This is a genomic window from Mesorhizobium sp. M7A.F.Ca.US.002.01.1.1 (genome assembly GCF_004022955.1).
Classification (GTDB): Bacteria; Pseudomonadota; Alphaproteobacteria; order Rhizobiales; family Rhizobiaceae; genus Mesorhizobium; species Mesorhizobium ciceri.
Genome location: NZ_RZQE01000008.1, coordinates 26,591 through 50,838, shown reverse-complemented (window position 1 = coordinate 50,838; position 24,248 = coordinate 26,591). Strand labels below are relative to the sequence as shown.

Sequence of the window (24,248 nt, the reverse complement as noted above, 5' to 3'; positions counted from 1 at the left end):
ACGCAGCGGTGTGAGACGGGCATTCTTGTGGATGTTCATTCGGACCCTCCGATGGATGCTGAAGCGTGGTAACTCCAGTCTCCTCGGTCCGGTCCGAATGGACAACCTCTCGAAAGCTCACACCTAGAACTCCTCTTGAAAGCGTATCTAGCTTCAAAGGGCGTGTCGAAACGCGGTCTCCGGCTCGGCTTCGGTCACAAGATCGAGGACATTTACGAAGCCGCAGTGGCCCTAGGAATGCCGCCGATTGGGAACGTGAAGATGATTGCCAACAACCTTGACCTGATGAATTCTCAGCAAGATTTTAGGTACCCGTCGGGGTACAAGCTGAATGTCCCGCCGCCGAGCTTCTGCCGAGAAACGTATAACGCTCTCCACACAGCGATCGAGCCGAGGATCCCCACCGAGGTACTGAAAGCCAACCTCAAATTTCATTGGGATTTTCGGGGGAAGACTGTCATTTGGAAGGACGAATAGCCCGAGGATGATCTTCCCCATCTACGTTGGCGTTCTTATGGCGCTGCTGTCAGCATCCGCCATTGGCGGTGGCGGCAAGGCGATCTTGTTGGGATGGCCGCCTCGCTGACAATGGCCGGGATGGGCACTCGCCGGCTGGCTAGGTTCTTAGCAGGCCATAGCCGGCTGTCTGGTGGAGATCGTCTTTCAGGGCTTTGATCGTCTGTGAAAGGTCGCGAACCTTGTCCATCAGCGTCTGAATGGTCGCCCCGATGGGCTGGATCTTAACGCCTCAATCGTCGCGAGAAGCTCAAGGTAGACGTGGTTCAATTGAACTTTCTCCCTTCGAGAGCTCTCAATGGTGATCGACATGTGCGACCAGGCTCGATCAATTGCCTGTTCGCTTATCCTTCATCGACAAGCGGACGCGTGCCGCCACCTCCCTTCCGTCACGCGAAGGACCCAGCCGGCGAGACCAGACGGCGTGCGTGGCGCAATCTTCTATGTGACGAGCGGCGAGATCGCGTGTGTCCCGCCGTGATGGGATCATCTATTCGTCGAGCGCGGCGCTGGCGCCATCATCGTCGATATCTGCAAACCCTGGGATGATCCAGCAGCTTCTCCTTCGACAGCAGCCCGGCGTCCTCGAGCGCCTCGAAATCCGGCAGCTGGCGCAGCGTGTCGAGCCCGAACTGCGACAGAAAAGTTTTGGTCGTCACATAGGTGTAGGGCGCGCCCGGCTGCGGGCTGCGCGGCCCCGAGGCGACCAGCTGCTCAGCGCGCAGCACGCCGATCAGGTCACGTGACACCTCCTTGCCGAAAAAGCTCGACAGCTCGCCACGGGTGATCGGCTGGAAATAGGCAATGCACATCAAGACAAGCGCCTCCGCCTGCGACAGTTCTTTTGCTCCCTCGCCCGCTGCCGTGCCGAAGGCTGCGTGAATGGCGTCGCCAAAAACCTTTTTGGTCCGGTGCTGCCAGCCGCCGGCGACCGCGACCAGCTCGTAAGGGCGGCCGGCGAGTTCGGCGCGAATGTCGTCGATGATCAGCTCGATATTGCAGTTTTTTCCCACCACCCGCGCGAGGACACTACGTGTCACCGGTTCATTTGCCGCAAAGATCACCGCTTCGACGCGGGCCATCCATTCGCACCAGCGCAGCTCCGGCGGCAGATGTTCCAGTTCGGTGTCGAGCAGCGCCGGCTGATCGTTTGGCTTGCGGCGGGCGGACGCTTCGCTCATCGCTACAGCCCGAACAGCCGGAATGTGGGGCGGCCGGAGAGCTCGCGCACGACCTCCAGTTGCTGCAGCCGTTCGAACAGCCGTCGCGATGCAAAGCGCGACAGATTGTCCGTCGTCAGCGATCCGGACACGGCGTCTTCACTGAGCAGCAGAAAGATTACGTCGCCGGCGCCTTTGGCGCGCAGTTTCGGCGCCACCGCCAGGAGTTTTTCGGCCCGGCGCGACAGCTCGGCGGCCAACCGACAAGCGTCCGCGGCGGCCGCGACGAGCGCGATGCAAACCGCCCGCTCAAAATTCTTGTCCCCGGGCCGGATGCGCCGGCCACCGCCGGCCTCGGTGCGGAAAGATGGTCCAAAACCCTGCGCCATTAGGAGCGGCAGGGGCTGCGGCCAGCCCAGGCGTTGCGCCAGTACCAGGTCGGCGAGCCACCAGCCAAAGACTTCGGCATCGGGACGCATGGCGACGACCTCAGCGGCGATCGCCGCGGCGTCGAATGGCGCCGACCGCTGGGATACCCCGAGTTTTTCGATCTGCGTGCAAAGGTCGGCGAGCGCGGCGCCGTCCCAATGGAGGCCAAGCTGGTCGAGTATCTTCCCGAGCCGGCCGGGCGTAGCGGCGGGCGGCTGCCTGGCCAACTGCCGCCAGGCGCCAAAGACGGCGCCTGCGGGACCGGGGTCAGCACGTAGGGGACGCAAATGCCAGGCATCGCGCAAGGCGGCCGCATCCTCGGCGCGGCCGGCGAGCCGCATGCTGGAGGCGGCGCAGCGAACCGCCAGCCGCTGCCGCCAAGCGCCGGCCCAGGCTGCCTGCGCGCGGGCGAGCGTGTCGAGGGCACCCAGGGCGGCGCCGGCCCGGAAGGCGGCGTCGCCGTCACTCGGCGCGCCGGCGCTTGTGATCGCCCACGCGGGAACGGAGGGCGGCGCAGAGGAGCTGGCGGTCGCGGGATCGAGGCGAATCATAATTTGGAGAGTAAAGTGCCGGTGCGCTTTTCGCCATGATTTTCGTGCCAAAACGCACAGCCTGTCGGATCAGCACAACGACTGATAGTGTTGCATTATCAATCTCTTCACGAGTTCGTCCCTGCTAAGCCATTTGGCCAACAAGTAAGTCTCGACAGGGCACCTTTTTGCGCAGCCGGACGAAACTCCGTTCGGAAATGTGCCGGCTCGCGGCGTAGGAGCCTGCTCAGGTTCAGATGTCATGAAGGCATCTAACGCCCGATCTGCCGCGCAACTTCGGTCCCATATTCATTGCCGACGGGGTATCTGAGGGCGACGTTTTTTGCGGGTTTTTCCTGGTCGGCTTTGGAGGTGATGCTGGCGCCGATTGTCACAGGCTACTTCACTATCTGTTCCTTGACCGATGAGATCTTTTGCGCTGCGGCGCTCCCGTCTTTGCTGTGGGTCACCTTCTGACCCAAGCCCCAACGTACACACGCGGGAGTGTCCTACAAGCCATCGGTTTCGACAGATCGGATGGATTGGGCAGGCGAGCCCAAAAGCTGCGAGCTTAGAGCGGTTATAAATCGTAGTTGTAGCTGTGTAACAAACTGTGTAACAAAAAGCGCGAAAAGACTAGTATTTTCAGTATCATAGAGGTGAAAGGGAATCCCTCCCTCTCCGCCATCCTCTCCGCCATCGATTTCCCATAACGGCCTGATTCGCAACGATTTTTCCGAATATCGGCTCTCTTTTGGTGCATTTCTTGGTACAAAGAGGCTTCCGCACAAGCCCCTATGGATCGACATCATAAGAACCTCGATCTTATCGTCTCAGCCGCTGCCACGATGCAGGAGGAGATAGAGAACATGTTCGGCTGCCTCCACCGCTTCGAGGAGAAACCAAGAAGCAGGTGAACGAAGTCTGCCGTGGTGATGCCAGGATGAAGATCAAGATTGATGCTGCGGGAAAGATTTAAGAGCCCCGCTTTGACAATCGTGACCGGCTTCCTTCGTCCTTCAATTCACTCCGCGTCAGGATTGTCGACAAGGCAGCCTGCACCATGGCATCCTTGGTAGTTGCCATGCACATCAAAGTTTGGCTCTCCCTGCCTGTCAAATTGCGGTCGGGTATCGATTGCCTGGTCAGGATTGTCGACCTTGCATCCCATGCCATGACAACCATTGTAGCTGCTATCGGGGCGGTAGTTGCTCGTCGTGTGCCGTCGATTGTGATGATCGTCCGCCATCCCCTCGATCAGAGCGCCGAGAATAGCTCCGCCAACCACTGCGCCGACGTCATGACCGCGATGGTCATACATGCGGGCATTGGGATCAAAGCTGTCGCCACGTCCATGGTGGTAGCCGCCGACATCGGCGAAAATTCCGGAGCAGCCTTGCGCGACCCAAATATATTTGCTGCGTGGATTGTAGCCCCAGGTCCGGTTCAAAATACAAGGACTTCCAGAAGTCTGATGAATGAGTTGCGGCTTGCTCAGCGGGCCCGCCCAGCATTCGCCATACTGATAGTGCCTCGATTGGCATTCGACAGTCGATTGTGCGCGGGCATCAGAGATCATCCACGATGAGCCGAGCGCGAGCAAAGCAATGAACATGTAACGTAGCATGTGAACCCCTCCGGAGTGGTCAACGACCGGTTGCGTCGGTGTCATCGAAATGGAATTTCTTCCGCCAGGTGTCAGTCGTTGATCGCGGTGATCTTGATGGTGTTGCCGTCTCCGACGCCGGAGAACCAGACCTCGCCATCACCGATTGAGACGCCTTGCCAATTGGCGAACAGCGTCGGGTAGGTCTGCTTGAGGACGGTCTGTTTGACCTTGGCGGTAACGATCTTGTCGTAATCCGTCACGAAATGCGCGGCGTCGTTTATCTTGATCGCCTTGCCGCCGATCCGGGCGCGGAAGGGATAATCGATCATCGACGCGACGGTCTGCTTGTCACCGGCACTGACAGCCTTCTGCAGCTTGTCGAAAAACTGCTGATAGGTTGTGTGACTGCCGAACAGCGCGTCAAGGGTCTGGTTTGTTTCAGCGGCGGTCTGCGCTGCCGCTGGACCCGCAACGGCGGTACTCAATAGCGCGGCGGAAACCAGCATGAATAGAGAGCGCCTCATCATAGGTCCTTTCACTCGGTGCGTTCAATTGCCAACCCATCAGCCTGGATTTGTCCTTCGGACATTCGCGCCCTGACTGATGCCGACGGCGAACGGGAAGACGAATGGCATGCCGTCACTGACGAGAACTGACATATAGACGCGTCCATTGAATTTTTTTATTTCAATACACGCAAAAGGTGTAAAAAAGAATACCTAAACGTCGATTATGACGGACAGAGATGACGGTTAAGGTATCCAAAACCTTATTCGCGAGTGATATCGATACGAGCAGCGACGCCTATGTCTTAAATTCTCCCTCTATGACGCCATATGGATAGAAGCAGAAATCTGCCGTCACCTGTGCCACCGGCGTGGGTATTGTCCAACGGCATCCGACAGCAAGCGTTGGCCTGTGCCTGTTCAATTCGCTTCACTTCACGATGACCTTTGCTCCCTTCGGCACCAGACTGTAGAGTTCGATCACATCCTCGTTGAGCATGCGAATGCACCCTGAGGACGCTTCAGTTCCTATGGTCCAGGGCTCTGAGGTGCCGTGGATACGATAAAGCGTATCCACGCCGTTCTTGTACAGATAGAGAGCTCGCGCGCCGAGCGGATTGTGCGTGCCGGGCCTGATCATGCGCGGCAGGTCGGGCGACTGGTTACGCATGTCGTCAGTCGGATGCCATGCGGGCCACTCCGCCTTACGCCCTACGCTGGCAATGCCCGACCAACTGTAACCACTAGCCCCGACGGCGACACCATAGCGCCGCGCCATCCCATTGAGGCGGTATAGATAGAGGAACCTCTGCCGTGTATCGATCAACACCGTACCGGCAGGCAAGCGTTCCGGGGGCGTCACATCGACAGGCAGAAAGCGTTGGTCAAACTTGCTGCGATCGACGATGAAGACCTCATGCGGCTCCCTCGCGTAAGCGGCTTTCACGCGAACTAACTCTGTAGCCGTATTCGGGCTACCTTTTCCATCCGCCAGGCAACCGACAAGGAGCGCCGCCAGCGCCAATACAAAGCCCGACCGCACGAACTGGCGGATGCATTCCGGTCTTTCGTCTCTGCTCGAAACCGACCCGTTAATCGAACGGCCAAATGCTAGCGATCCAACTGGAGGAATGCGCACAGGCCGCTTACTCTTGGCTAGCTTCATCTACTGGCGAACCTTTTTCCTGGGCCCGCAACTGGTCGATGTGGATCGGCCGCTTTAGAGTTCGCTTTACTCGGTGAGTGTCATCCGCGACCGATTTCCCCGTCGGCGAAACACCCTGCAGATAGTGCTTCTGCCACTTCATCTCCTTGGTAAGCTCGTCGTTCATCTGCAGGCCGGCCGAAAACCGTCGACGTTCGCTATTCCAAACCTTATGTTCTTTATGGAACTCAGGATCGTCCTCCATCGGACGAATGACCGGCTGCACCTGCTCGATAGCGACACTTGGCATCATGGTGACGAAACAGAATGGCTCGCCCTTGGCAAAAGTGACAGACCCAGGGCGGGTGAAGCGCCAATTCATGGTGAAACTGAACGGCAGCCAGTTGGTTTCCACCAAGCCGTCCAGGGGCGCGATTCCGTCCTTCATCCGGTTGGGAGAGCCGCGAGCCCACACCATCCAGCCCGGCTCGGTGCGAAACACGTAACCCGGATGAAAGGTTACTATGCCGTGCCCGAAGGTCGAGCTGATGAATCGGTGCGTGACGTTCGGTTCGTTTACATGGAAGGCGACGTCTTTTGTAGTGTTGTATCCGTTCCAAGTAACAGTCACATTTATGGGGTTCAGCAATTCCCATCCGCTGGCATTGGCGATTGAAAGCGGCGTGCAGCGGTAGGCGAAATGCTGGTCGGTCGCATCCATCCAATCTCGCGTCCCCTCCGCGGCGACAAGCTCAGGCGGGTTCGGAGCCTGGATCATGCAGTCAAGACGAGGGCCGGTCATACTCTCCGCTATCCTCAAACGATTCGATTCTAAGTTGCTGATCACGTCGCCAACCGTAGCGGCATGACCAGGATAGAAGGGGGCACTATGGGCCTGCCGGTCCGGTAGGTCCCTCCGGTCCCACCGGCCCCACCGGTCCGGCAGGTCCCTCCGGTCCCGCAGGTCCGGCAGGTCCGCTAGGTCCCTCCGCACCGGGCGCGCCGGGAGGTCCAGACGCGCCGGTATCGCCGGGCGCTCCAGGTGTCCCGTCCGATCCGGGCAGTCCGACAGGCCCAGCAGGTCCGCCAGGTCCCTCCGCGCCGGGCGCGCCGGGAGGTCCAGACGCGCCGGGCACTCCAGGCGTACCAGCCTCGCCGGGTGCGCCAGGCGCCCCCGGCTGTCCCCAAACATTGGTGGAAGGCGTCGGCAAGTTGCCAACGTCTTTTACGATGTGCGATGGAAGGAAGTCGCCACGATCACGCTGAATCAAGGAACGACCTGGCTTGTCGGCATAATAATCGTTCTGACCATCTGTGACCGCGCACTCGAAATTCTGGTCCGGATCCTTGCAGAAGACTGTCTTCGGGGCGCTTCGATCGCCATTGGTGCCGAAGTGGAATCTCAAACCGGCCATCGCAGAAAAATCGCCGCTTGAGGAGACGTCGCTGTTCGTCAGATCGAAGCTGAAATCACTGTAGATAGAAGTCGCTATCCCGCTTCCGAACTCGGTCAGGTACTCGGCGCCGCCAACAAGTTGCGTTCTACCACCAAAGGCGTCGCGATGACGCAGGCCGCCATTAACCTTGAAGTTATCCGTAGGATAGTACCCGACCCTGCCTTCGGCGAACGGGCTGACGTCCTCTTCAAGTGAGTTCCATTCTATACCGGCAAGTCCCTCAAGCGTGACCCGGCCCAGATAGTACTGGCCTTCAACGCCGAGCTTGCCTTCGACATAACCGTTTTCAAGAACTCCACCATCATCGTAACCACCTCCGCCGTGAAGGTAGCTTCCATACAGACCCAGCGCCCCAACTTTCGGATCACGGCGGAACAGATGCGCGGCGGCACCTGTGAAGTTACTGTTTGGCGTCACGCCACCAATCGCATCGACCTGGAAGCCGTATTTTTCACCGAGCGGGAGCGCCACGGAACCGTCGGTAAAGGCATACGGGTCGTGACCGTTGGTTCCCGCGCCGAATCCGACACGCACATTGGGCGCGGCAACGGCACGAGTGTCGGATTGCGGATTTGACAGGTACATGCGCCTCTCAACCGAGGATAGCGCAGCCATCTCGCGACTCTGGGCCACCGAACCCCTGAGGGTGGCCAATTCTTCTTTAACCTGAGCAGTCTCGGCGTAGGCGGCCTCAAGTTTGCGCGCCATCTGCTTCTGATTTCGCTGCAGGTCCAAAATCATCTGATAGAGTTGTTCGTTGCTTGGCGCCCCGGCTAGCGCGGGGGTAATCGCGACATAGATGGATGCGAACGTTAGAATAGAACAACTGGCAAATAAAATTCTCTTATGCTGCCGCATCCCGCACCCCTTCTGCGCACCGCCGCCCTCGTTATCTACCTCGCCATGCGCACGATACATTCCTGTTCGATTATGCATAGAATGCGAGCCATCTAACGAATGCGGATTTATCCAACCCTTTCCTTGAAGTAATTAATCTCGCGATTATTCACAATCGCAGTAACTGTCATATCCTTACACTTACTGTCAGTCGCTTGAGGATGCTTCTCGAATTCCTTCCCTGTCATCTTCCAAATTGATGAGATCGGCAATCTTCTCTCTGGACAGGGTCGGCACGATCATTCTAATCGGGGAAGGCGAAGCCTGACCCGCGAATTGCGTGCAAGGGGAGAAGCATGTCGGATTTCTTGGCTCTTCGACGCAGCCGGCTCACGATGGTGTCCAGGTGGGCATAGTTGAAGTCATAGATGTCTGCGCCCATGGCTTCGACGAGCGCGCGGCGATCGACGGTCTTGCCACGCTCACTGAACAAGCGTTCCAAAAAATGCCGTTCCGAGGTGGTCAAGCGAAGGCGATGGCCCATGCCGTCGGTAAGCACCCAGCCGCCTTCCTCCAGGGCCCATCGTGGGGCCGGAGACCACGAAGGGGCGCGGCGCCTGTTGAGACGTTCATTGACCGCCATCACCGTGGCAGCAAGCTCCCGAACATCAATGGGTTTGACGAGGTAAGCGTCAGCGCCCGCTTCAAGACCATTGAGCCGGTCGTCGATGGAACTCCGGGCCGTCGCCATGACGATCCCGACCGATTGTAAGGCCCGCAAATGGGTAGCTATGGAAAGGCCGTCTTCGCCCTCCAGGCCAATGTCGAGAATGACGATTTCAGCCGGCTTGGCGGCACAGGCTCGGTAGAGGGCGGCAGCATTGTGGAATCCATGTACGTTCAGGCCCAATCTGGATAGTCCGAAGACCATCTCCTCGCGGAAATCCCTGTCGTCATCGACAAGATAAACAAGGGGGGAGATCACGACATCGCCATGCTTGTAGCCTTCTCCGATCATCTACGGACCCCATGCAGCAATCTGATACCATTCGATTTCATTTATTCGCCGCATTGTCTATATTGTTTGTGTGTCTTGTGCCGCAAACGTTATGGGCGCTTCCGCTGAAACCGACGGACGGCCTCAAGGCTCCGGTTTCACTCAGCGGTCACCTCGCAATCTTTCATGATCCCACCGGCGCGCTCACGTTCAATGATATCGTTTCCAAGCGCTCCAACATCCAGTTCGAACCCATCCCTTCGATGCTCACGCAGGGCTATCAAAAGGGCGCAATCTGGGCCCGGTTCTCCCTGTCTGCCTCCACGGCTCCAAGGCAATGGCTGCTGCAGGTAGAACGGCCCTTGATCGAACACATCACGCTGTATGTCTCTGACGGGGCGGGAGGTTATTCGGTCTTGCCCCCTGACCGACTCAACCTAGGGGATGGAGCAGACGCCGACGCATATCCGGCCGTCTTCCCAATTTCCGTGCCGTCCACCCGAACCGATTATTACATCCGACTCCAATCGTCGACCTCGATCACGACTTCGCTGAACCTTTGGCAGAGTCAAGGCTATGAAGAGTATCGCCGATCCGACGATTGGGTCATGGGCATGGTGGTTGGCGCGATTTTCGTCATGATCTTCACCAATTTTCTGTATGCCGTATGGCTCCGGGATTCTTTATATCTTCTATACATCGCGGTTATCATAGAGTCTGGCCTAATAAGTCTCTTCCACATGGGATACGCATCCGAAATTCTGAGGTCTCTAGAGCCGAAAACCATACACCTCATTTGGGGTATTATCGTTTGCTTATACAGTATAGTGCTGATATTATTTTTATCTAGACTGTTTGATTTTCACCGCCAATTGATCTGGGCGTGGCGCATCTCCCAGGGCGTTGTACTGCTCAATGGCATCGCCTTGGCTTTTGCGATTGTGGGACGCTACGGCGACGTCGGGTTTTTCGTATCGCGACTGCAGCAGCTGTCTCTCATCTTCATTTCGCTGCTGGTGCTCTATCTGCTCATTGTGCGGCGACGGTATCAATATCTGCTGTCGGCGATTGCATTTTTGAGCGTAATCTCTGTCATGCTGGTGATGCAGATGATGTATACTGGGGCCAACCCGTTCCAACTGGATGGCTCTTTGTCCAGATTCTTGGCCGGCGGGACCGTGATTCACCTGGCGTTGCTCAGCGCGGCCGTCGCGAAGAGAACGCGGCTTGCCGAGCGCAGCTTGAGCGAGGAAAAGGACCGCGTCATCGCAGTGTCGCGCTTGGCCGAGCAGGAGCTGACTATCAAGGTGCGCGAAAGGACCGCTGAGCTTGGGGAAAGAAACACCTCGCTCATGGTGGAAGTGGATCGACGTCACCTGCTTGAACTCAAGCTCAGGCAGGCTCTGGACACCGCCAACGATGCTCTGGCTCAGCAGCGGGACTTTGTGGCCTTGGTATCTCATGAGTTTCGCGGCCCGTTGGCCGTCATCTCTGCCGCCGCCGACAATCTGTCATCTTCTGCAGGTGAAAGCGCCGACAATATCAAGTTGCGCACCACAAGGATCCGCCAGACCGTCAAAAGGATGTCATCGCTGATTGAAAACGTCCTAGCCTTCGACCGGCTCAATGGCGGGCACGAAACTCTTCCCAGGATCAAGATGTTCGACCTGAATGAGGTTTTGCGCGCCGCCGAAGCGGGGTTGGATGATGCTGCGGCCGGACGTGTTAGCTTCACTCACGGCGATGAAGTGATTGTGAAAGGTGACCGCAACCTGCTGGAGATTGTGATACAAAATCTGATCCAGAACGCCCTGAAATACTCATCGGTGACCAGCTCTGTGACGATCCGGCTGTCGACTGAGCAGGGCGTGGCGTTTGTACACGTGGCGGATCAGGGCTCTGGCGTAGCGCCCGACGACCACGAGTTCATATTCATGAGGTACTATCGCGCCGCGGGCCAACTGGTAAACGGCTCCGGTTTAGGGCTCTACATTTCACGCGAGATCGCCCGGCAGCATGGCGGCGGTCTCATACTGGCCGCCAGCGACGTCAACGGGTCGACATTCCGCCTCTCACTGCCCGTCGAGCGGAACTGGCCTGCCCCTGAAAAGTGATCCCCCTGACATATGGCCTTTGGGCCGAACCAGGACTGAAGAAAATGGCCGGAAAGAGACACAGTTGCGGCCGCTCATTGTCTACCGTTAACCTCCGGCAAATCTTGCGGATCTGGTAGAGAGGCGGCGATAGAGCCGCTCGAGCCGGGACACTCTGGCCTTCGCGGAGGCCGTAAAGCTTCGGCGATGGGCAGGCCCATTCGGCATCTCCGCACATCGCTTCTGTCCGCAAGCGCAGCCATGCCGCCGTGAATTTACCAGCCGGTTTAGCCCAAATGGGGAAGAGGCCCGGCCCACGATCTCGTAACGGTTGGTTCGCCGAACCCAGTTAGGAGACCACGATGCGCAAAGCCTCTCTCGCCATCGCAGCTTTCTTCAGCCTTGCCACTGTTGCATCGGCATGCGTGTCGATGGACGGCAACGTCGTCGTAAACAACTGCAATTGTCGCGTCATGGGAAATTACAAAGGCTCGGATGGCAGTTGGGGTGGCTTCGGCCCCATCCGCGCGAGCGGCCGTGAGGCAACTCCCAAAAGATGCGATGCCGGCTGGGACATCAGCTTTTGCAACTACGATTCCTGGGTGGCAGGCACATGTCGGCCGAAGGATCCCAGGCAGATGTAAGCTTTCAAGCATGTCACTTCGCGCGCTTGGCTCGTTGCCGACGATGTGGCCGGCATCGAACGCCTGCCACTCTGTCGGCGCACGATAAATCCGTTACTGCTCCTTCTTGAACAGGTCCTGGAAGATCAGCTGGCCCCAAGTGCGGCCGCGTGCGTGCACCAGCGTGCCGCCCTCGTTGAGCTTCCCCAGCTTGACCGGTGCGAACCCGAGTTGTCTGGCCAAGGCCGCCACGGGAGCGATCGCGTCCTCGTCGTCGCTCGATAGAAAGACGACCCGGTGCCCGCCCTCGACGATCGGATCGGCAGCCAGGGTGGCCGCAATCAGGTGATTGAAGCCTTTGACGAGCTTGGCGCCGGTGAACGCCTTCGCGACGAAGGCGGAGGACGGCAGACCGTCCAGCTCTTCGGGGACTGGAAACACGTTCGTCGCGTCGATGATCGTCTTGCCTTCCCAGCTTGGCAGCGCCTTCGCGACATCCGGGTGCGATTCAAAGCGGACAGCCAAAAAGATGATGTCCGCCTTGACGGCGTCCGCCAGTGTTTTCGGGATGATCGTGGGTCCGATCGCGGCCGCGTCGGATGCAAAGCTTTCCGGGTCGCGCGTGGTTGCCACGGACACTTCGAGGCCCTTGCGGGCAAATGCCTTGGCAAGAGCCTGGCCGATCTTGCCGAAGCCGATAATTGCGTAGCTCATGTATACTCTCCTTCAGTTTACCAGGCCCTGCGGGCTCGGGATATCGAATGGAATGAACGGCGGGGCGTAGCGGGTCAGATTTGCGCCAAGCCCCCGTCGACGGCGACCTCGCTGGCAGTCATGAAGCTGCTGTCGGGCGACGCGAGAAACGCAGCCGCCGCCCCGATCTCCGCTGGATCGGCCATACGCTGAAGCGGATTCATCGAGGCGAAGACCTTCAAGCCCTCCTCGCCTATCGCTGCCTTCGCGAGTTCGGTCGCCGTCGGCCCGGGCGACAGCACGTTTACCCGGATGCCGGTGCCTTTCAGGTCTTCCGCCCAGGTCCGCGCGAGGTTGCGCACGGCCGCCTTGCTCGCGCTATAGACGCTGAATGCGGGCGCGCCCGTGGTGCCGGCGCTCGATCCGGTCAGGATAATCGAACCGCCCTCGCCCATCAGCGGCAGCGCCTTCTGGACCGTGAAGATCGTACCCTTCACATTGGTGTTGAAGGTTTCGTCAATGTGCTCGGCGGTGAGCTTGCCGAGCGGAAGCAGGCTTCCCACCCCGGCGTTGGCGAAGATGATGTCGAGGCTTCCGCGCTCGGCCTTCACCGCCGCGTAGAGCCGATCAAGGTCGGCCTCATCCGAGACCGAGCCCTTCACCGCGCGGGCATTGGGCCCGAGCTCGGCCACAGCGGCGTCTAGCGCTTCCTGCCGGCGGCCGAAGATGAAGACGAAGGCGCCCTCCTCGATGAAGCGCTTTGCAGCGGCGAGGCCGATGCCGGTGGCACCACCCGTTATAACCGCAACCTTACCGTCCAGTTTTCCCATGACTTAATCCTTCCAGGCTCTGTCTTTGGTCGTTCGGGGACGCCCCGAGAACCTCTAGATGGGCCCGCCGGGGTCGCGCGGTGAGTGCGGAAGCGCGCACATCGGTGGTGCAGAATCGATCCGCTTTCAGGATTGACGCCAGCCCGCGACGATCCGTGTCCGCCGTTCGGAATAGCGTCGCCCTTGTCGACACAAGCCACGATATCCCGTCCCTACTGCTGTAGGATGTGTTAGATACGGGCTTTGGAAGGCGCACCGCGCGGTGCCGGATTGCACCATGATCGACTGGGATGACGTTCGCTACTTTCTAGCCGTCGCACGCGGAGGCTCGGTGCGGGCTGCCGGCGCGCAGCTCGGGGTGAATCACTCGACCGTGCTGCGACGCATCGCACAGCTTGAGGAACGCCTCGGGGCGCAAATGTTCGAAAAGCTGCCTTCGGGCTACCGCCTGACCGCTGCGGGCGAGGAGGTCCTCGAGCTCGCGAACCAGATGGAAGCGTCGTCGCACCAGCTGGAGACGCGCGTCTTCGGGCGCGACCAGAGCGTACGCGGACTTCTGCGGGTGACGCTGGCACCGCCCCTCGCGACGCACCTGCTCATGCCGGACTTCGCCGATTTCGCGTACCTGCATCCAGACATCGAGATGGAAATCCTGTCGTCCGGCGAACTGGCAAATCTGACCAACCGAGAGGCCGACGTGGCGATCCGCGTCGTCTACGACCGCAAAACCCTGCCGCTCAATCTTCACGGCCTGAAGGGAGCGGAGGTGTTTGGCGGCGTCTACATGTCCCGCGACCGCCTGGCCGCGTGGCGTGCGGGCGCACCTGATCCCATCCGGTGGATCGTCATAAGCGTTCATGGAATTCCAGAGTGGGCCAGCGCGGGTGAGGTTGGCACCACGGGAGTTCCATTCAGGATCACGGACGCCGAGGCGCAGATCGTTGCCGTACGGCAAGGTCTCGGGATCACGACACTGCCGTGCTTCGTCGGAGATGCCGACCCCCTGCTGGTGAGGGTGCCGGGCACCGACCTGCACCTGTACGGAACGCTCTGGCTTCTCACACATGGGGAGACACGCAAGACGAAGCGCGTGCGGCTCTTCACTGAGTTCGTATCCCGCAGGCTCGCCGCCCACGCTCCGCTTCTCGCGGGACTGTCCACATCGCGCGACTGACGCCCGGCGGGTCGCCCGCGACGCTTGCAGTGGATAGGTGCCTGCAAGCGGACAGCGGCATCTATTGCGGTTGCAGATGCTCGGCCATGAAGTCGATGCACGCCTCGGTCTGGGCCTGATCTGTCGACCGGCCGGCCAGAAAACGTTGAACTAATCGGTCCCTGGGGGGGCATGGGCGGTGGAGGAATGGGCGGCGGCGGCACAGGAGGTTTCGGAACGGATGCCTTCTCCGAAGATCCCTCTGCTTCACGGCGCGTGACCAGTCGCTGATCTGACCTCAGGCCGCCTCACCCGACCGGTGCTCGGCAATCGCACTCAGAAAAACCTGGCCGAATTCCTTGAGCTTTGCCGCCCCAACCCCATTCACTTCGGCGAAGGCGTCGAGGTCGTGCGGGCGGCGCTCGGCCATGTCGATCAGCGTGCGATCGGAGAACACCACATAGGCCGGCACCTGGCGCTCCTTGGCGAGCCGCAGGCGCAAGGATTTGAGCGCGGCCAGTAGCCCGGTGTCCACAGCCGACTGCCCGAGATCCTGCCAGGAGCGCATCTTGCCGCGCAAGGCGCGGCTGCGTACCTCGACACGATAATGGAACGGCACCTCGCCACGGCCAAGCGCATGACCCTTTTCGGCGATGGCGAGGCCGCCATGACCGGCCGGATCCGGCATCAGGAACCCGCCGGCGACGAGTTGCCGGATCAGCGACAGCCAGAAATCCTTCTTGTGCGCCAGACCACTGCCGAAACTCGTGAGCCTCTGGTGGTTCCTGGCAAGCACCTTCTCGGTTTCATGGCCGAGCAGGATGTCGATGATATGGCCGGCACCGAAACGCTCACCGCTCTGGGCGATCGCCGTCAGGATGATCCGACCCTCGGCTCCGCCATCGGCGCGCGGTGCCTGGTCGAGGCAGGTGTCGCAATTGCCGCAAGGCTGCGCTTCCTCGCCGAAATAGCCGAGCAGCACCTGGCGGCGGCACTGCGCCGTCTCGCAATAGCCGATCAGCGTGTCGAGCCGGCCATGCGAGCGCCTCTTGTGCTCGGGCGGCGCATCCTCGTCGTCGATGAACATCCTGCGCATGCGGATATCGCCCAGGCCGAACAGCATATGCGCCTCGGCGTCCCGCCCATCGCGGCCGGCGCGGCCTATCTCCTGGTAGTAGGCCTCCAGGCTGCCCGGCATGTCGGTGTGGAAGACATAGGCGACGTCAGGCTTGTCGATGCCCATGCCGAAGGCGATGGTCGCCACCATGACGACGCCGGACAAGGTCATGAAGCTGTTCTGGTTGGCGTCACGCGCCTCCTTGCTCATGCCGGCATGATAGGCGAGCGCGGTGACACCGTTCTTCTCGAGGAAGGCCGCCATCTCCTCCGTCTTCTTGCGCGACAGGCAATAGACGATGCCGCTGCGGCCGGGATGGCGCTCGACGAAGCGCAGCAATTGCCGCTTGCTGTCCTGCTTGGCCTCAATGGCAAGCTTGATGTTCGGCCTGTCGAAGCCCAGCACCAGGGTCTCGACGCGCTCGGCAAACAGCCGGGATTCGATGTCGGTGCGCGTGCCTTCGTCCGCCGTTGCCGTCAGCGCGATGATCGGCACGCTGGGAAAGATGCCGCGCAGACGCGACAGGTCCTCGTATTCGCGCCGGAACGCCGGCCCCCATTGCGAGATACAATGCGCCTCGTCGACGGCGATCAGGCTGATATCGAGCCTGGCCAGCGCCTCGAGCATCCGTTCGGTCATCAACCGCTCCGGCGCGAGATAGAGCAGGCGCGTCTGGCCCGAGGCGACGCGACGCCATGCGGCAATATTGGCATCGCGGTCGATCGAGGAATTGATCGTATCGGCGGCCACGCCGGCAAGCCGCAAGGCGGCGACCTGATCCTGCATCAGCGCCACCAGCGGCGAAACGACAATGGTGAGCCCGCCCAGGACAAGCGCCGGCACCTGGTAGCAGAGCGATTTGCCGGCACCAGTCGGCATGACAGCCAGCACATGACGCCCGGCCAGCAACGCGTCCATGACATCGGCCTGCCCGGGGCGAAAATCATCGAAGCCGAACACGTCCTTCAGCACGCGCCGCTTGGGATCCAGCTCTTCTGTCGCGAGGGCCGCCGGTGCCTGCATCACCGCGCGTCCACGGTCGGCGTGCTTATTGGCATGTCATAGCCGAACTCGGCGCAGAAACGCTGGACGCGGGCGAGAAATGCCGGGGGCAGGCCGCCGAGATAGGTCCTGAATTCTTCATTCCGTTCCCATTTTCTCAACGAAGCCACCCGGATCGGATTGTCCGGGTCCTCGCTGAAACGAATGCGCGGTGTCAGTCCGAATGACTGCGCGATTCTGTCCTGCTGCGCATCGGGCGCGCCGATCATGTCTTCGTAGCGGACGAAAAGGATCTGCCGGTGCGGTTGTGCCTTCTTCAGCCGGATCAGCGCGTCGTATTCGGTCAGCCAGCGTTGCGGCGTGACGTGGAACCGACGCTGGTTGCGTGTTTGCGGATGCGAACTTGTCAGCGTGTCGAATGGATGGCGCGCGCAATAGATCAAGCCGATGGAGGTCGGTAGCTTCGCCAGATGCGCAAAACCGCGCGCATCGCGCTTGACGACGAGGTTCGATTCCGGCCGGTCCAACATGTCCAGCATTGCGTATCGCGCTTCGGGCGGATGGACGAAAATGTCCTCGAAACACCTCATCAGCCGCTGTGTCAGCGTCGTCCCGCTGCGTGCGCAGCCCGAAATGAAAATTCTGTTGGCGGGCGTCGCGCGTGCATATGTGCGTCTTTGCATGCGCTGTCTCAGAGACAGCGGCACGAACCGCAGAAACTCCCGCACAACCCTTCGCGCAGCCGCTCCAAACGCAGCCTCAAGCCTGTGAGCGCCCTTCATCCGCAATTCCGCTGGGCCGCGCGGCGCGGAACGCGCCGCTTGGGGTCCATGGCCAAGATGCTCGTCGCCGACATCAGCATCAGGCGGACACCGGGCTGGAATTTCGTAGACTGGAGAGGATGTGGAAACCGGTCAAGACGACTCTCTGGCGTGACGCTTTGGAGTAGCGCAGCCGTCATCCAACCACAACGCCCCCTTTGCAGGAACCTGTCGTTGATGCGGCCATCGGCGCCTGCCAGCCGGATGCCGTGCACATCCGAAAGCGGCTTCCCCTAGGACACCTGCACCCCCGCTGGATTCCGCCACGCACCACGATGTAAGCTCCGTCCGGCAAGCCAGGGAGGGCGTGATGCTGCAGACCAGACAGAATGTTCTCGGCGAGCGGTTCCACCTGCAGCGCGCCGCCTTCGAGGCGCAGCCTTTCCCCAACTTTGACGTTCGCAAGGATCGCCTCAAACGCCTGCTCGCGCTGACCGAGCGGCATGGAGCCGACATCTGCACCGCCATCGACACCGACTTTGGCGGCCGTTCCGCGCATGAGACGCGTCTTGCGGAACTGTTCGTCGTACGTGCCGGCATCCGCCACGCGCTGTCGCACCTCAGGGGCTGGATGCGCGAACGCCGCGTTGCCACCACCATGCCGTTCCTGCCCGGCAGAAATCGCCTCATCCCGCAGCCGCTCGGTGTCATCGGCATCGTGTCGCCCTGGAATTATCCTTTCCAGCTCGCCGTCGCGCCGGTGACCGCCGCCCTTGCCGCCGGCAACCGCGTGCTCATAAAACCTTCCGAATTGACGCCGGCTTTTTCGGCGTTGCTGGCCAAACTCGTTGCCGAGCATTTCGCACCCGATGAGCTCAGCGTCATCAGCGGCGACGCGGAGATGGGAAAGGCCTTCGTATCGATGCCTTTCGATCATTTGCTGTTCACCGGCTCGACCGCGGTCGGACGCCAGGTCGCGATCGCCGCGGCCGCCAACCTGACCCCGGTCACGCTCGAACTCGGCGGCAAGTCGCCGGCAATCTTCGATCCGTCATGCGACCTCGACGCGGCAGTATCCAGCATTGCCTACGGCAAGCTGTTGAATGCCGGGCAGACCTGTATCGCGCCGGATTATCTTCTGGTGCCGAAGGGGCAAGCAGGCACGGTCGCTGCCAGGCTCGCAACGGCGATCGCGAAGCTCTACCCGACCCTGCGCGACAACCCCGATTATACCGCCATCATCAGCGATCGGCACCACCGGCGCCTGCGCGACATGGTCACTGAAGCGCGTGACGCCGGCGCCGACGTCACCGAAATCAACCCGGCCGGCGAGGAACTTGACGCCAACAGCCGGAAGTTGCTGCCGACCCTGGTCCGCAATGCCGGCGCAAACCTGCGGCTGATGCGCGAAGAGATCTTTGGGCCGGTGCTGCCCATCGTAGAATACACCGGGATCGACGAGGCGATCGCCCATGTGAACGGGGCCGACCGCCCGCTGGCACTCTACTGGTTCGGCCGCGACAGCGGCAACCGTCAACGCATCCTGCACGAGACAATTGCCGGCGGCGTCACCGTCAACGACTGCATGCTGCATCTGGTACAGGAAAACCAGCCCTTCGGCGGCGTCGGCGCCAGCGGCATGGGCGCCTATCACGGCGAATGGGGATTTCGCACCTTCAGCAAGGAGAAACCGGTTTTCATGCAGTCGCGGCTGAGCGCGGGAAGCCTGCTGCGCCCGCCCTACGGCAAGACGTTCGAACGGCTTTTCAGCCTCCTGCGTCACATCACCTGACCGACCGAGCTACGCAGCCCCGGTGCATTAAGACTATCTTCACCACGGTGCGGCAGGGTCCTCATCCTGCGGTGATGTCTTGAGTACCGCGGCGCCACAAGCGCCCAGGCAACAGACCCGCGCCTCTTTCTGGGGTGCGGGTCATTCCCGCTCGATCTCTTACCCCTCGTTAGAGCAATTCCAGGAAAAGTGTGAAGCGGTTTTCCGTCTAGAATTGCGTCAAAACAAAGAGTTAGAGCAGCTCGCCGTTTCCGTGAAACGGTGAAATGCTCTAGCCGAGGAAATCGGCCCGGTGCGGCGCAAAGCTGTCGACCAGCCGCCCCGCTTCGAGCGCCTTGACCCCGTGCACCAGGCCCGACGGCACGATGAAACTCCCGCCCGTCCCAACGATCTCGCTCCGGCCGTCGATGGTCACCTCGAAGCGGCCCTCGGCGACATAGCTTGCCTGGACGTGCGGGTGCGAATGCAGGGCGCCGACGCCACCCTTGTCGAAGCCGAATTCGACCAGCATCAACTCGTCAGTGTGCAGGAGAATGCGGCGCCTGTTGCCGTCCGGTGTCGCCGTCCAGGCGCCCTCGCCGGCATGCGCGAAGATCTTTGCGGTCATCGTCGTCTCCTCAGCGCAATTCCAGGAAAAGTGTGAAACGGTTTCCGTTCGGAATTGCGTCAAAACCTAGCGTGCCAGCCAGCCACCATCCACCGGCACCACCGCGCCATGCATGTAGTTGGACGCCGGCGCCAGCAGGAAGACGGCGGCATCGCCAATGTCGCCCGCCTCGCCCCAGCGACCGGCCGGGATGCGCGCCAGGATGGCGGCGCTGCGGTCGGGATCGGCGCGCAGCGCCTGCGTGTTGTTGGTTTCGATATAGCCTGGCGCGATAGCGTTGACGTTGATGCCTTTTTGCGCCCATTCGCAGGCAAGCAGCCGGGTGATGCCCAGCACGCCATGCTTCGAGGCGGTGTAGGACGCCACGCGAATGCCGCCCTGAAAGCTCAGCACCGAGGCAATGTTGACGATCTTGCCTTTCCGCTCAGCGGCCAAGGCACGCCTGGCAAAGCTTTGGCAGAGCAAAAAAACCGCCTTCAGATTGACATCCATGACGTCGTCCCAATCGGCCTCGCTGAGATCGACGGCATCGGCGCGCCGGATGATGCCGGCATTGTTGACCAGCCCGTCGAGCGGGCCGCTTTCGTCCCAGACGCGGTCGAGCAAGGGGCCGGCGGCTGACGTGTCGGCAAGATCGGCGCTCACCGCCTCGAATTGCCCGCCCATCGTTGCGATTTTTCTTGCCGTATCGTCCATCGACGAGCGGCCGACGCCGATCACCGTGCCGCCGGCGCGTGCGATCGATACGGCGATGCCCTGGCCGATGCCGGTGTTGGCGCCGGTGACCAGGATACGTTTTCCGGCAAGGCTGAAGGGGTCGCTCACCGCAGATCGCCCAACGCCACCGGGTCGACATCGGTGTAGTCGACATTGTCGCCGGCCATCGCCCAGATGAACGCATAATTGGAAGTGCCGGCGCCGGAGTGGATCGACCAGCCCGGCGACAGCACGGCCTCTTCGTTGCCCATGACGATATGGCGCGTTTCGTCCGGCTCGCCCATGAAGTGGAAGACGCGCGCCGTCTCGGCCAGGTCGAAATAGAGATAGGCCTCCATGCGCCGGTCATGCACATGGCAAGGCATGGTGTTCCAGATAGAGCCCGGCGCCAGCTGGGTCATACCGACCACCAGCTGGCAGGTCTTTGCGCCATCGGCATGGATGAACTGGAAGATCGAACGCTCGTTGCAGGCATCCTTGCTGCCAAGATCGAGGCGCTTTGCATCGCCGATGCGGATCAGCCGGCTGGGATGAGCCAGATGCGCCGGCGCGCTGAGCAGATAGAACTTCGCCGGCGCCCCCTCGTCCGCTGAGGCGAAGGACACATCCTGTGTGCCCATGCCGAGATAGAGCATGTCGCGCGCCTGCAATTCGAAGGACTGGCCGCCGGTCGTGATGACGCCCACGCCACCGATGTTGACGGCGATCAACTCGCGCCGGTCGAGGAAACCTTTGGTGCCGGTCGGCTTGATCGCCTCCAGTTGGAGCGGCGAGCCTATCGGCACGGCGCCGCCGACGATCATGCGGTCGTAGTGGGTGTAGGTCAGGCTGATGCGGCCGGACTGGAACAGGCCGTCAATGTGGAAATTGTGACGGAGTTCATCGGTTCCCATCGCCGCGGCGGCAACCGGGTCTATGGCAAAGCGGGATGTGTAATCGGTATGGCTCTGGCTCATTTTCGTCCTGACTTGAAATGGGTCATTCGCCGGCGGCGGCCCTGACCGAACTGGCATAGAAAGCCTGACGCGCATGCAGGCGCTCGCGGTAGCGCTGCTGGCTGGCTGTGAGGTGCGCGCGCATTGCCTCGCGCGCCGCTTCGGCATCGCCCGATGTGATCGCATTGAGGATCACCAGATGTTCGCGCTGCAGCCCGCGCTGGTAGCTGTCGGATTGCGCCAGTTCGGTCGACCAGGGCGAGGTCACGTCGCACGGAATGGCGCGCCGGCCGAGCACGTCGAGCATCTCGACATAGAACGGGTTGTTGGTCGCGCTGGCGATGGCGCGGTGGAAGGCGAGGTCGGCCGGGCCGGTCGGCTCGCTGGCAAGCAGCAGCCGCTCGAATTCGAAGAAGGCTTCCTGGATCGCCGCCTCCTGCGCGGCGTTGCGGCGAATAGCGGCGATCCCGGCCGACTCGATCTCGATTGCCAGGCGTACCTCGAGCACGTTGAGCGCGATCGAATCCTTGGCTCCCATGTCGGCGGCAAGCGCTCCGAACATCGTCGAGATATGCTCGGTGACGAAGACGCCGGCGCCTTGACGCGACTCGACCAGGCCGTCGGCGGCAAGCTTGGCCAGCGCCTCGCGGATGACGGTGCGGCTGACGCCGAAGGTCTCGGTCAGCTGGCCCTCGGTTGGCAATTTGTGGCCAGGCAGGATTTCGCCCGCCTGCAGCTGCTTGCGGATCGCCGCAACGACGGTCTCCGACAGCTTGGGTTTTCTCTCGACCCTGAGATCGGCGGATGCAGCGGACACGTAATGGTCTCCTAAAGCAATTCCAGGAAAAATGTGAAACGGTTTCCGTCCGGAATTGCGTCAAAACAAAGGGTTAGAGCAGTTCGCCGTTCCCGTGAACTGCTCTAGTGGAACAGGTGCGGCAACCACAACGAAATTTCCGGCACGTAGGTGACAAGCATCAACACAGCGAAAGCCGCCCCATAGAATGGCCAGATCGAACGCATCGCCGTCCAGATCGGGATCCGGCCGATCGCACAGCTGACGAACAGCACTGCCCCCACCGGCGGTGTGCACAAGCCGATGCCGAGATTGAGAATGAGGATCACGCCGAAATGCACCGGATCGACGCCGTAGGCCATGACCACCGGCAGGAAGATCGGCGTGGTGATGATGATCAGCGGCGACATGTCCATGAACGTGCCGAGGATGAGAAGCACGACGTTGATCAACAGCAGGATGACCAGCTTGTTGTCGGATACCGACTGCAGGAAGGCGACCAGAGCGGCCGGCACCCGGAGATAGGCCAGCAGCCAGCCAAAGGCGGCGGCGCAGCCGATGATCATCAGCACCATTGCGGTTGTGCGCACGGCAGCGGTGGTCGCGGTGACGAAGTCGTTCCAGCTCATGGAGCGATAGATCAGCAGGGTCACCAGGAAAGCATAGACGATGGCGATGCAGGAGCTTTCGGTGGCGGTGAAGACGCCGGAGCGAACGCCGCCGAAGATGATGCCGATCAGGATCAGCCCGGGAATTGCGGCAACGAGCAATTGCAGCGCCCTGCCGAAGCCGGCGAACGGCTCGGTCGGATAGGCGCGGCGGCTGGCGACCCAATAGGCCGTGACCATCAGAGATAGCGCCAGCAGCAGGCCCGGTATGATGCCGGCGGTGAACAGATCGGCGATCGAGATCCGGCCGCCGGCCGAAATCGAATAAATGATCATGTTGTGCGAAGGCGGTATCAGCAGCGCAATGATGGCGCCGACCGAAGTGATGTTGACAGCATAATCGACGCCGTAGCCGCGCGCCTTCATCTGCGGGATCATCAGCCCGCCGACCGCCGAGGCATCGGCCACCGCCGAGCCGGAAATGCCGCCGAACATGGTCGAGGCGGCGATGTTGACCTGGCCGAGCCCGCCTCTCAGGTGGCCGACCAACGCCCCGGCGAGCGCAACAAGGCGAGCGGCAATGCCGCCGCGCACCATCAGGTCACCGGCGAAGATGAAGAACGGGATGGCCATCAGCGAAAACACGCTGACACCGGAGTTGAGGCGCTGGAACACCACCAGCGGCGGCAGCCCCAGCACCAGAACCGTGGCGAAGCTGGCGACACCGAGGCAGAAGGCGATCGGTGTGCCGATGATCAGAAGAAAGACGAAGGTGCCGAACAGAACCGTCAATGCCATCTAAAGACCCTCCTCGCCCGTGGCGTACTGATCGGCATCGACCGGCAGTCCGGCAAACCGCCCGGCAAGCCGCTCGAGCGAAAACAGGCAGACAAGCGCGCCGCCCAGGATGACCGGCAGGAAACTGACGCCGCCCGGGAAAGCGAGAGACGGCATCACCGTGTTCCATGTCAGCCGGGTGAGCTGGGCGCCGTAGACGATCATGCCGAGACCGAAGGCGAGCACGACGACATCCGAAATGCTGCGCAGTACCGCCTTTGCGGCGGGCGGCAGGAAATAGAGCAGCACATCGAAGCCCAGATGCGTGCGTTCGCGGACACCGACGGCCGCGCCCAAAAAGATGAACCACCCCATCAAAATCACCGAGAAGGGTTCCGTCCAGCTTGGCGAACTGTTGAGCACATAGCGTGAGAACACCTGCCAGAAGATGATCACCGTCATCAGCGTCAGGCCGATGCCGCTGACCCACAGCGCAAGCCTCGCCAGCCGTGACAGCAGCCGTTCTATTGCCAGCCAGAATGGTTTCATATGCGCGCTT

Annotated in this window: 21 protein-coding genes; 3 read left to right on the top strand and 18 right to left on the bottom strand. The window is 61.0% G+C overall.

The window, feature by feature from the left end; genetic code table 11:
• Nucleotides 1-1,034 precede the first annotated feature (1,034 nt).
• The 8 genes from EN932_RS02420 to EN932_RS02385 all read right to left on the bottom strand — a co-directional run bounded on the left by EN932_RS02420 (nucleotide 1,035) and on the right by EN932_RS02385 (nucleotide 9,206).
• Complete coding sequence (locus tag EN932_RS02420) at nucleotides 1,035-1,697, bottom strand: SMC-Scp complex subunit ScpB (RefSeq protein ID WP_063169436.1); 663 nt, start codon at nucleotides 1,695-1,697, stop codon at nucleotides 1,035-1,037.
• 2 nt (nucleotides 1,698-1,699) lie between these two features.
• Nucleotides 1,700-2,656: a DUF1403 family protein gene (locus EN932_RS02415; RefSeq protein WP_063169437.1), complete on the bottom strand. Its 957-nt coding sequence runs from the start codon at nucleotides 2,654-2,656 to the stop codon at nucleotides 1,700-1,702.
• Between the two features lie 1,003 nt (nucleotides 2,657-3,659).
• Nucleotides 3,660-4,262, bottom strand: coding sequence for a DUF3011 domain-containing protein (locus tag EN932_RS02410; protein WP_013529061.1), 603 nt, complete (start codon nucleotides 4,260-4,262; stop codon nucleotides 3,660-3,662).
• Nucleotides 4,263-4,333: 71 nt separating this feature from the next.
• Entirely contained in the window at nucleotides 4,334-4,768 is a 435-nt protein-coding gene (locus EN932_RS02405; protein ID WP_013529060.1) for a hypothetical protein, read from the bottom strand.
• 412 nt (nucleotides 4,769-5,180) lie between these two features.
• Complete coding sequence (locus EN932_RS02400; RefSeq protein ID WP_063169439.1) at nucleotides 5,181-5,696, bottom strand: L,D-transpeptidase; 516 nt, start codon at nucleotides 5,694-5,696, stop codon at nucleotides 5,181-5,183.
• Between the two features lie 199 nt (nucleotides 5,697-5,895).
• Entirely contained in the window at nucleotides 5,896-6,672 is a 777-nt protein-coding gene (locus tag EN932_RS02395) for a DUF6065 family protein (protein WP_245469182.1), read from the bottom strand.
• Between the two features lie 109 nt (nucleotides 6,673-6,781).
• Complete coding sequence (locus EN932_RS38340) at nucleotides 6,782-8,287, bottom strand: collagen-like protein (RefSeq protein WP_206519185.1); 1,506 nt, start codon at nucleotides 8,285-8,287, stop codon at nucleotides 6,782-6,784.
• A 205-nt stretch (nucleotides 8,288-8,492) separates the two neighbouring features.
• Nucleotides 8,493-9,206, bottom strand: coding sequence for a response regulator transcription factor (locus EN932_RS02385; RefSeq protein ID WP_127368707.1), 714 nt, complete (start codon nucleotides 9,204-9,206; stop codon nucleotides 8,493-8,495).
• 11 nt (nucleotides 9,207-9,217) lie between these two features.
• On the opposite strand from EN932_RS02385, the gene EN932_RS02380 reads away from it, so the two are divergent.
• Nucleotides 9,218-11,299: a sensor histidine kinase gene (locus EN932_RS02380; protein WP_013529056.1), complete on the top strand. Its 2,082-nt coding sequence runs from the start codon at nucleotides 9,218-9,220 to the stop codon at nucleotides 11,297-11,299.
• 716 nt (nucleotides 11,300-12,015) lie between these two features.
• Here EN932_RS02380 and EN932_RS02370 read toward each other — a convergent pair.
• Nucleotides 12,016-12,615, bottom strand: coding sequence for an NADPH-dependent F420 reductase (locus tag EN932_RS02370; protein ID WP_013529054.1), 600 nt, complete (start codon nucleotides 12,613-12,615; stop codon nucleotides 12,016-12,018).
• A 74-nt stretch (nucleotides 12,616-12,689) separates the two neighbouring features.
• Nucleotides 12,690-13,424 carry an SDR family oxidoreductase gene (locus EN932_RS02365; protein ID WP_024504244.1) on the bottom strand — a complete coding sequence of 245 codons (735 nt, stop codon included), beginning with the start codon at nucleotides 13,422-13,424 and terminating at the stop codon, nucleotides 12,690-12,692.
• 277 nt (nucleotides 13,425-13,701) lie between these two features.
• Here EN932_RS02365 and EN932_RS02360 point away from each other — a divergent pair, with 277 nt between their 5' ends.
• Nucleotides 13,702-14,598, top strand: coding sequence for a LysR family transcriptional regulator (locus tag EN932_RS02360; protein ID WP_127385502.1), 897 nt, complete (start codon nucleotides 13,702-13,704; stop codon nucleotides 14,596-14,598).
• 277 nt (nucleotides 14,599-14,875) lie between these two features.
• Here the strand turns inward: EN932_RS02360 and recQ are convergent, their stop codons facing one another.
• The gene (gene recQ, locus EN932_RS02355; protein WP_127368811.1) at nucleotides 14,876-16,717 is read right to left on the bottom strand and encodes a DNA helicase RecQ; all 1,842 of its coding nucleotides are present in this window, start codon (nucleotides 16,715-16,717) and stop codon (nucleotides 14,876-14,878) included.
• Nucleotides 16,717-17,379, bottom strand: coding sequence for a sulfotransferase (locus tag EN932_RS02350; protein WP_244514242.1), 663 nt, complete (start codon nucleotides 17,377-17,379; stop codon nucleotides 16,717-16,719). The genes recQ and EN932_RS02350 overlap by 1 nt, the downstream gene beginning before the upstream one ends.
• A gap of 448 nt (nucleotides 17,380-17,827) precedes the next feature.
• On the opposite strand from EN932_RS02350, the gene EN932_RS02345 reads away from it, so the two are divergent.
• Nucleotides 17,828-19,249: a coniferyl aldehyde dehydrogenase gene (locus tag EN932_RS02345; protein WP_127368812.1), complete on the top strand. Its 1,422-nt coding sequence runs from the start codon at nucleotides 17,828-17,830 to the stop codon at nucleotides 19,247-19,249.
• Between the two features lie 271 nt (nucleotides 19,250-19,520).
• Here EN932_RS02345 and EN932_RS02340 read toward each other — a convergent pair whose 3' ends face one another.
• The 6 genes from EN932_RS02340 to EN932_RS02315 all read right to left on the bottom strand — a co-directional run bounded on the left by EN932_RS02340 (nucleotide 19,521) and on the right by EN932_RS02315 (nucleotide 24,238).
• A complete protein-coding gene (locus EN932_RS02340) occupies nucleotides 19,521-19,856 on the bottom strand; it encodes a cupin domain-containing protein (RefSeq protein WP_063169447.1) in 336 nt (111 codons plus the stop codon).
• A gap of 66 nt (nucleotides 19,857-19,922) precedes the next feature.
• Nucleotides 19,923-20,681 carry a 2-dehydro-3-deoxy-D-gluconate 5-dehydrogenase KduD gene (kduD, locus tag EN932_RS02335; RefSeq protein WP_127368813.1) on the bottom strand — a complete coding sequence of 253 codons (759 nt, stop codon included), beginning with the start codon at nucleotides 20,679-20,681 and terminating at the stop codon, nucleotides 19,923-19,925.
• Nucleotides 20,678-21,529: a 5-dehydro-4-deoxy-D-glucuronate isomerase gene (kduI, locus tag EN932_RS02330; RefSeq protein ID WP_013529046.1), complete on the bottom strand. Its 852-nt coding sequence runs from the start codon at nucleotides 21,527-21,529 to the stop codon at nucleotides 20,678-20,680. Before kduI ends, kduD begins: the two co-directional genes overlap by 4 nt.
• Before the next feature lie 22 nt (nucleotides 21,530-21,551).
• On the bottom strand, nucleotides 21,552-22,325 hold the full coding sequence (locus EN932_RS02325) for a FadR/GntR family transcriptional regulator (RefSeq protein WP_024504234.1): 774 nt from the start codon (nucleotides 22,323-22,325) through the stop codon (nucleotides 21,552-21,554).
• A 104-nt stretch (nucleotides 22,326-22,429) separates the two neighbouring features.
• Nucleotides 22,430-23,710 carry a TRAP transporter large permease gene (locus tag EN932_RS02320; RefSeq protein ID WP_013529044.1) on the bottom strand — a complete coding sequence of 427 codons (1,281 nt, stop codon included), beginning with the start codon at nucleotides 23,708-23,710 and terminating at the stop codon, nucleotides 22,430-22,432.
• Complete coding sequence (locus EN932_RS02315) at nucleotides 23,711-24,238, bottom strand: TRAP transporter small permease (RefSeq protein ID WP_013529043.1); 528 nt, start codon at nucleotides 24,236-24,238, stop codon at nucleotides 23,711-23,713.
• Nucleotides 24,239-24,248: the final 10 nt, after the last annotated feature.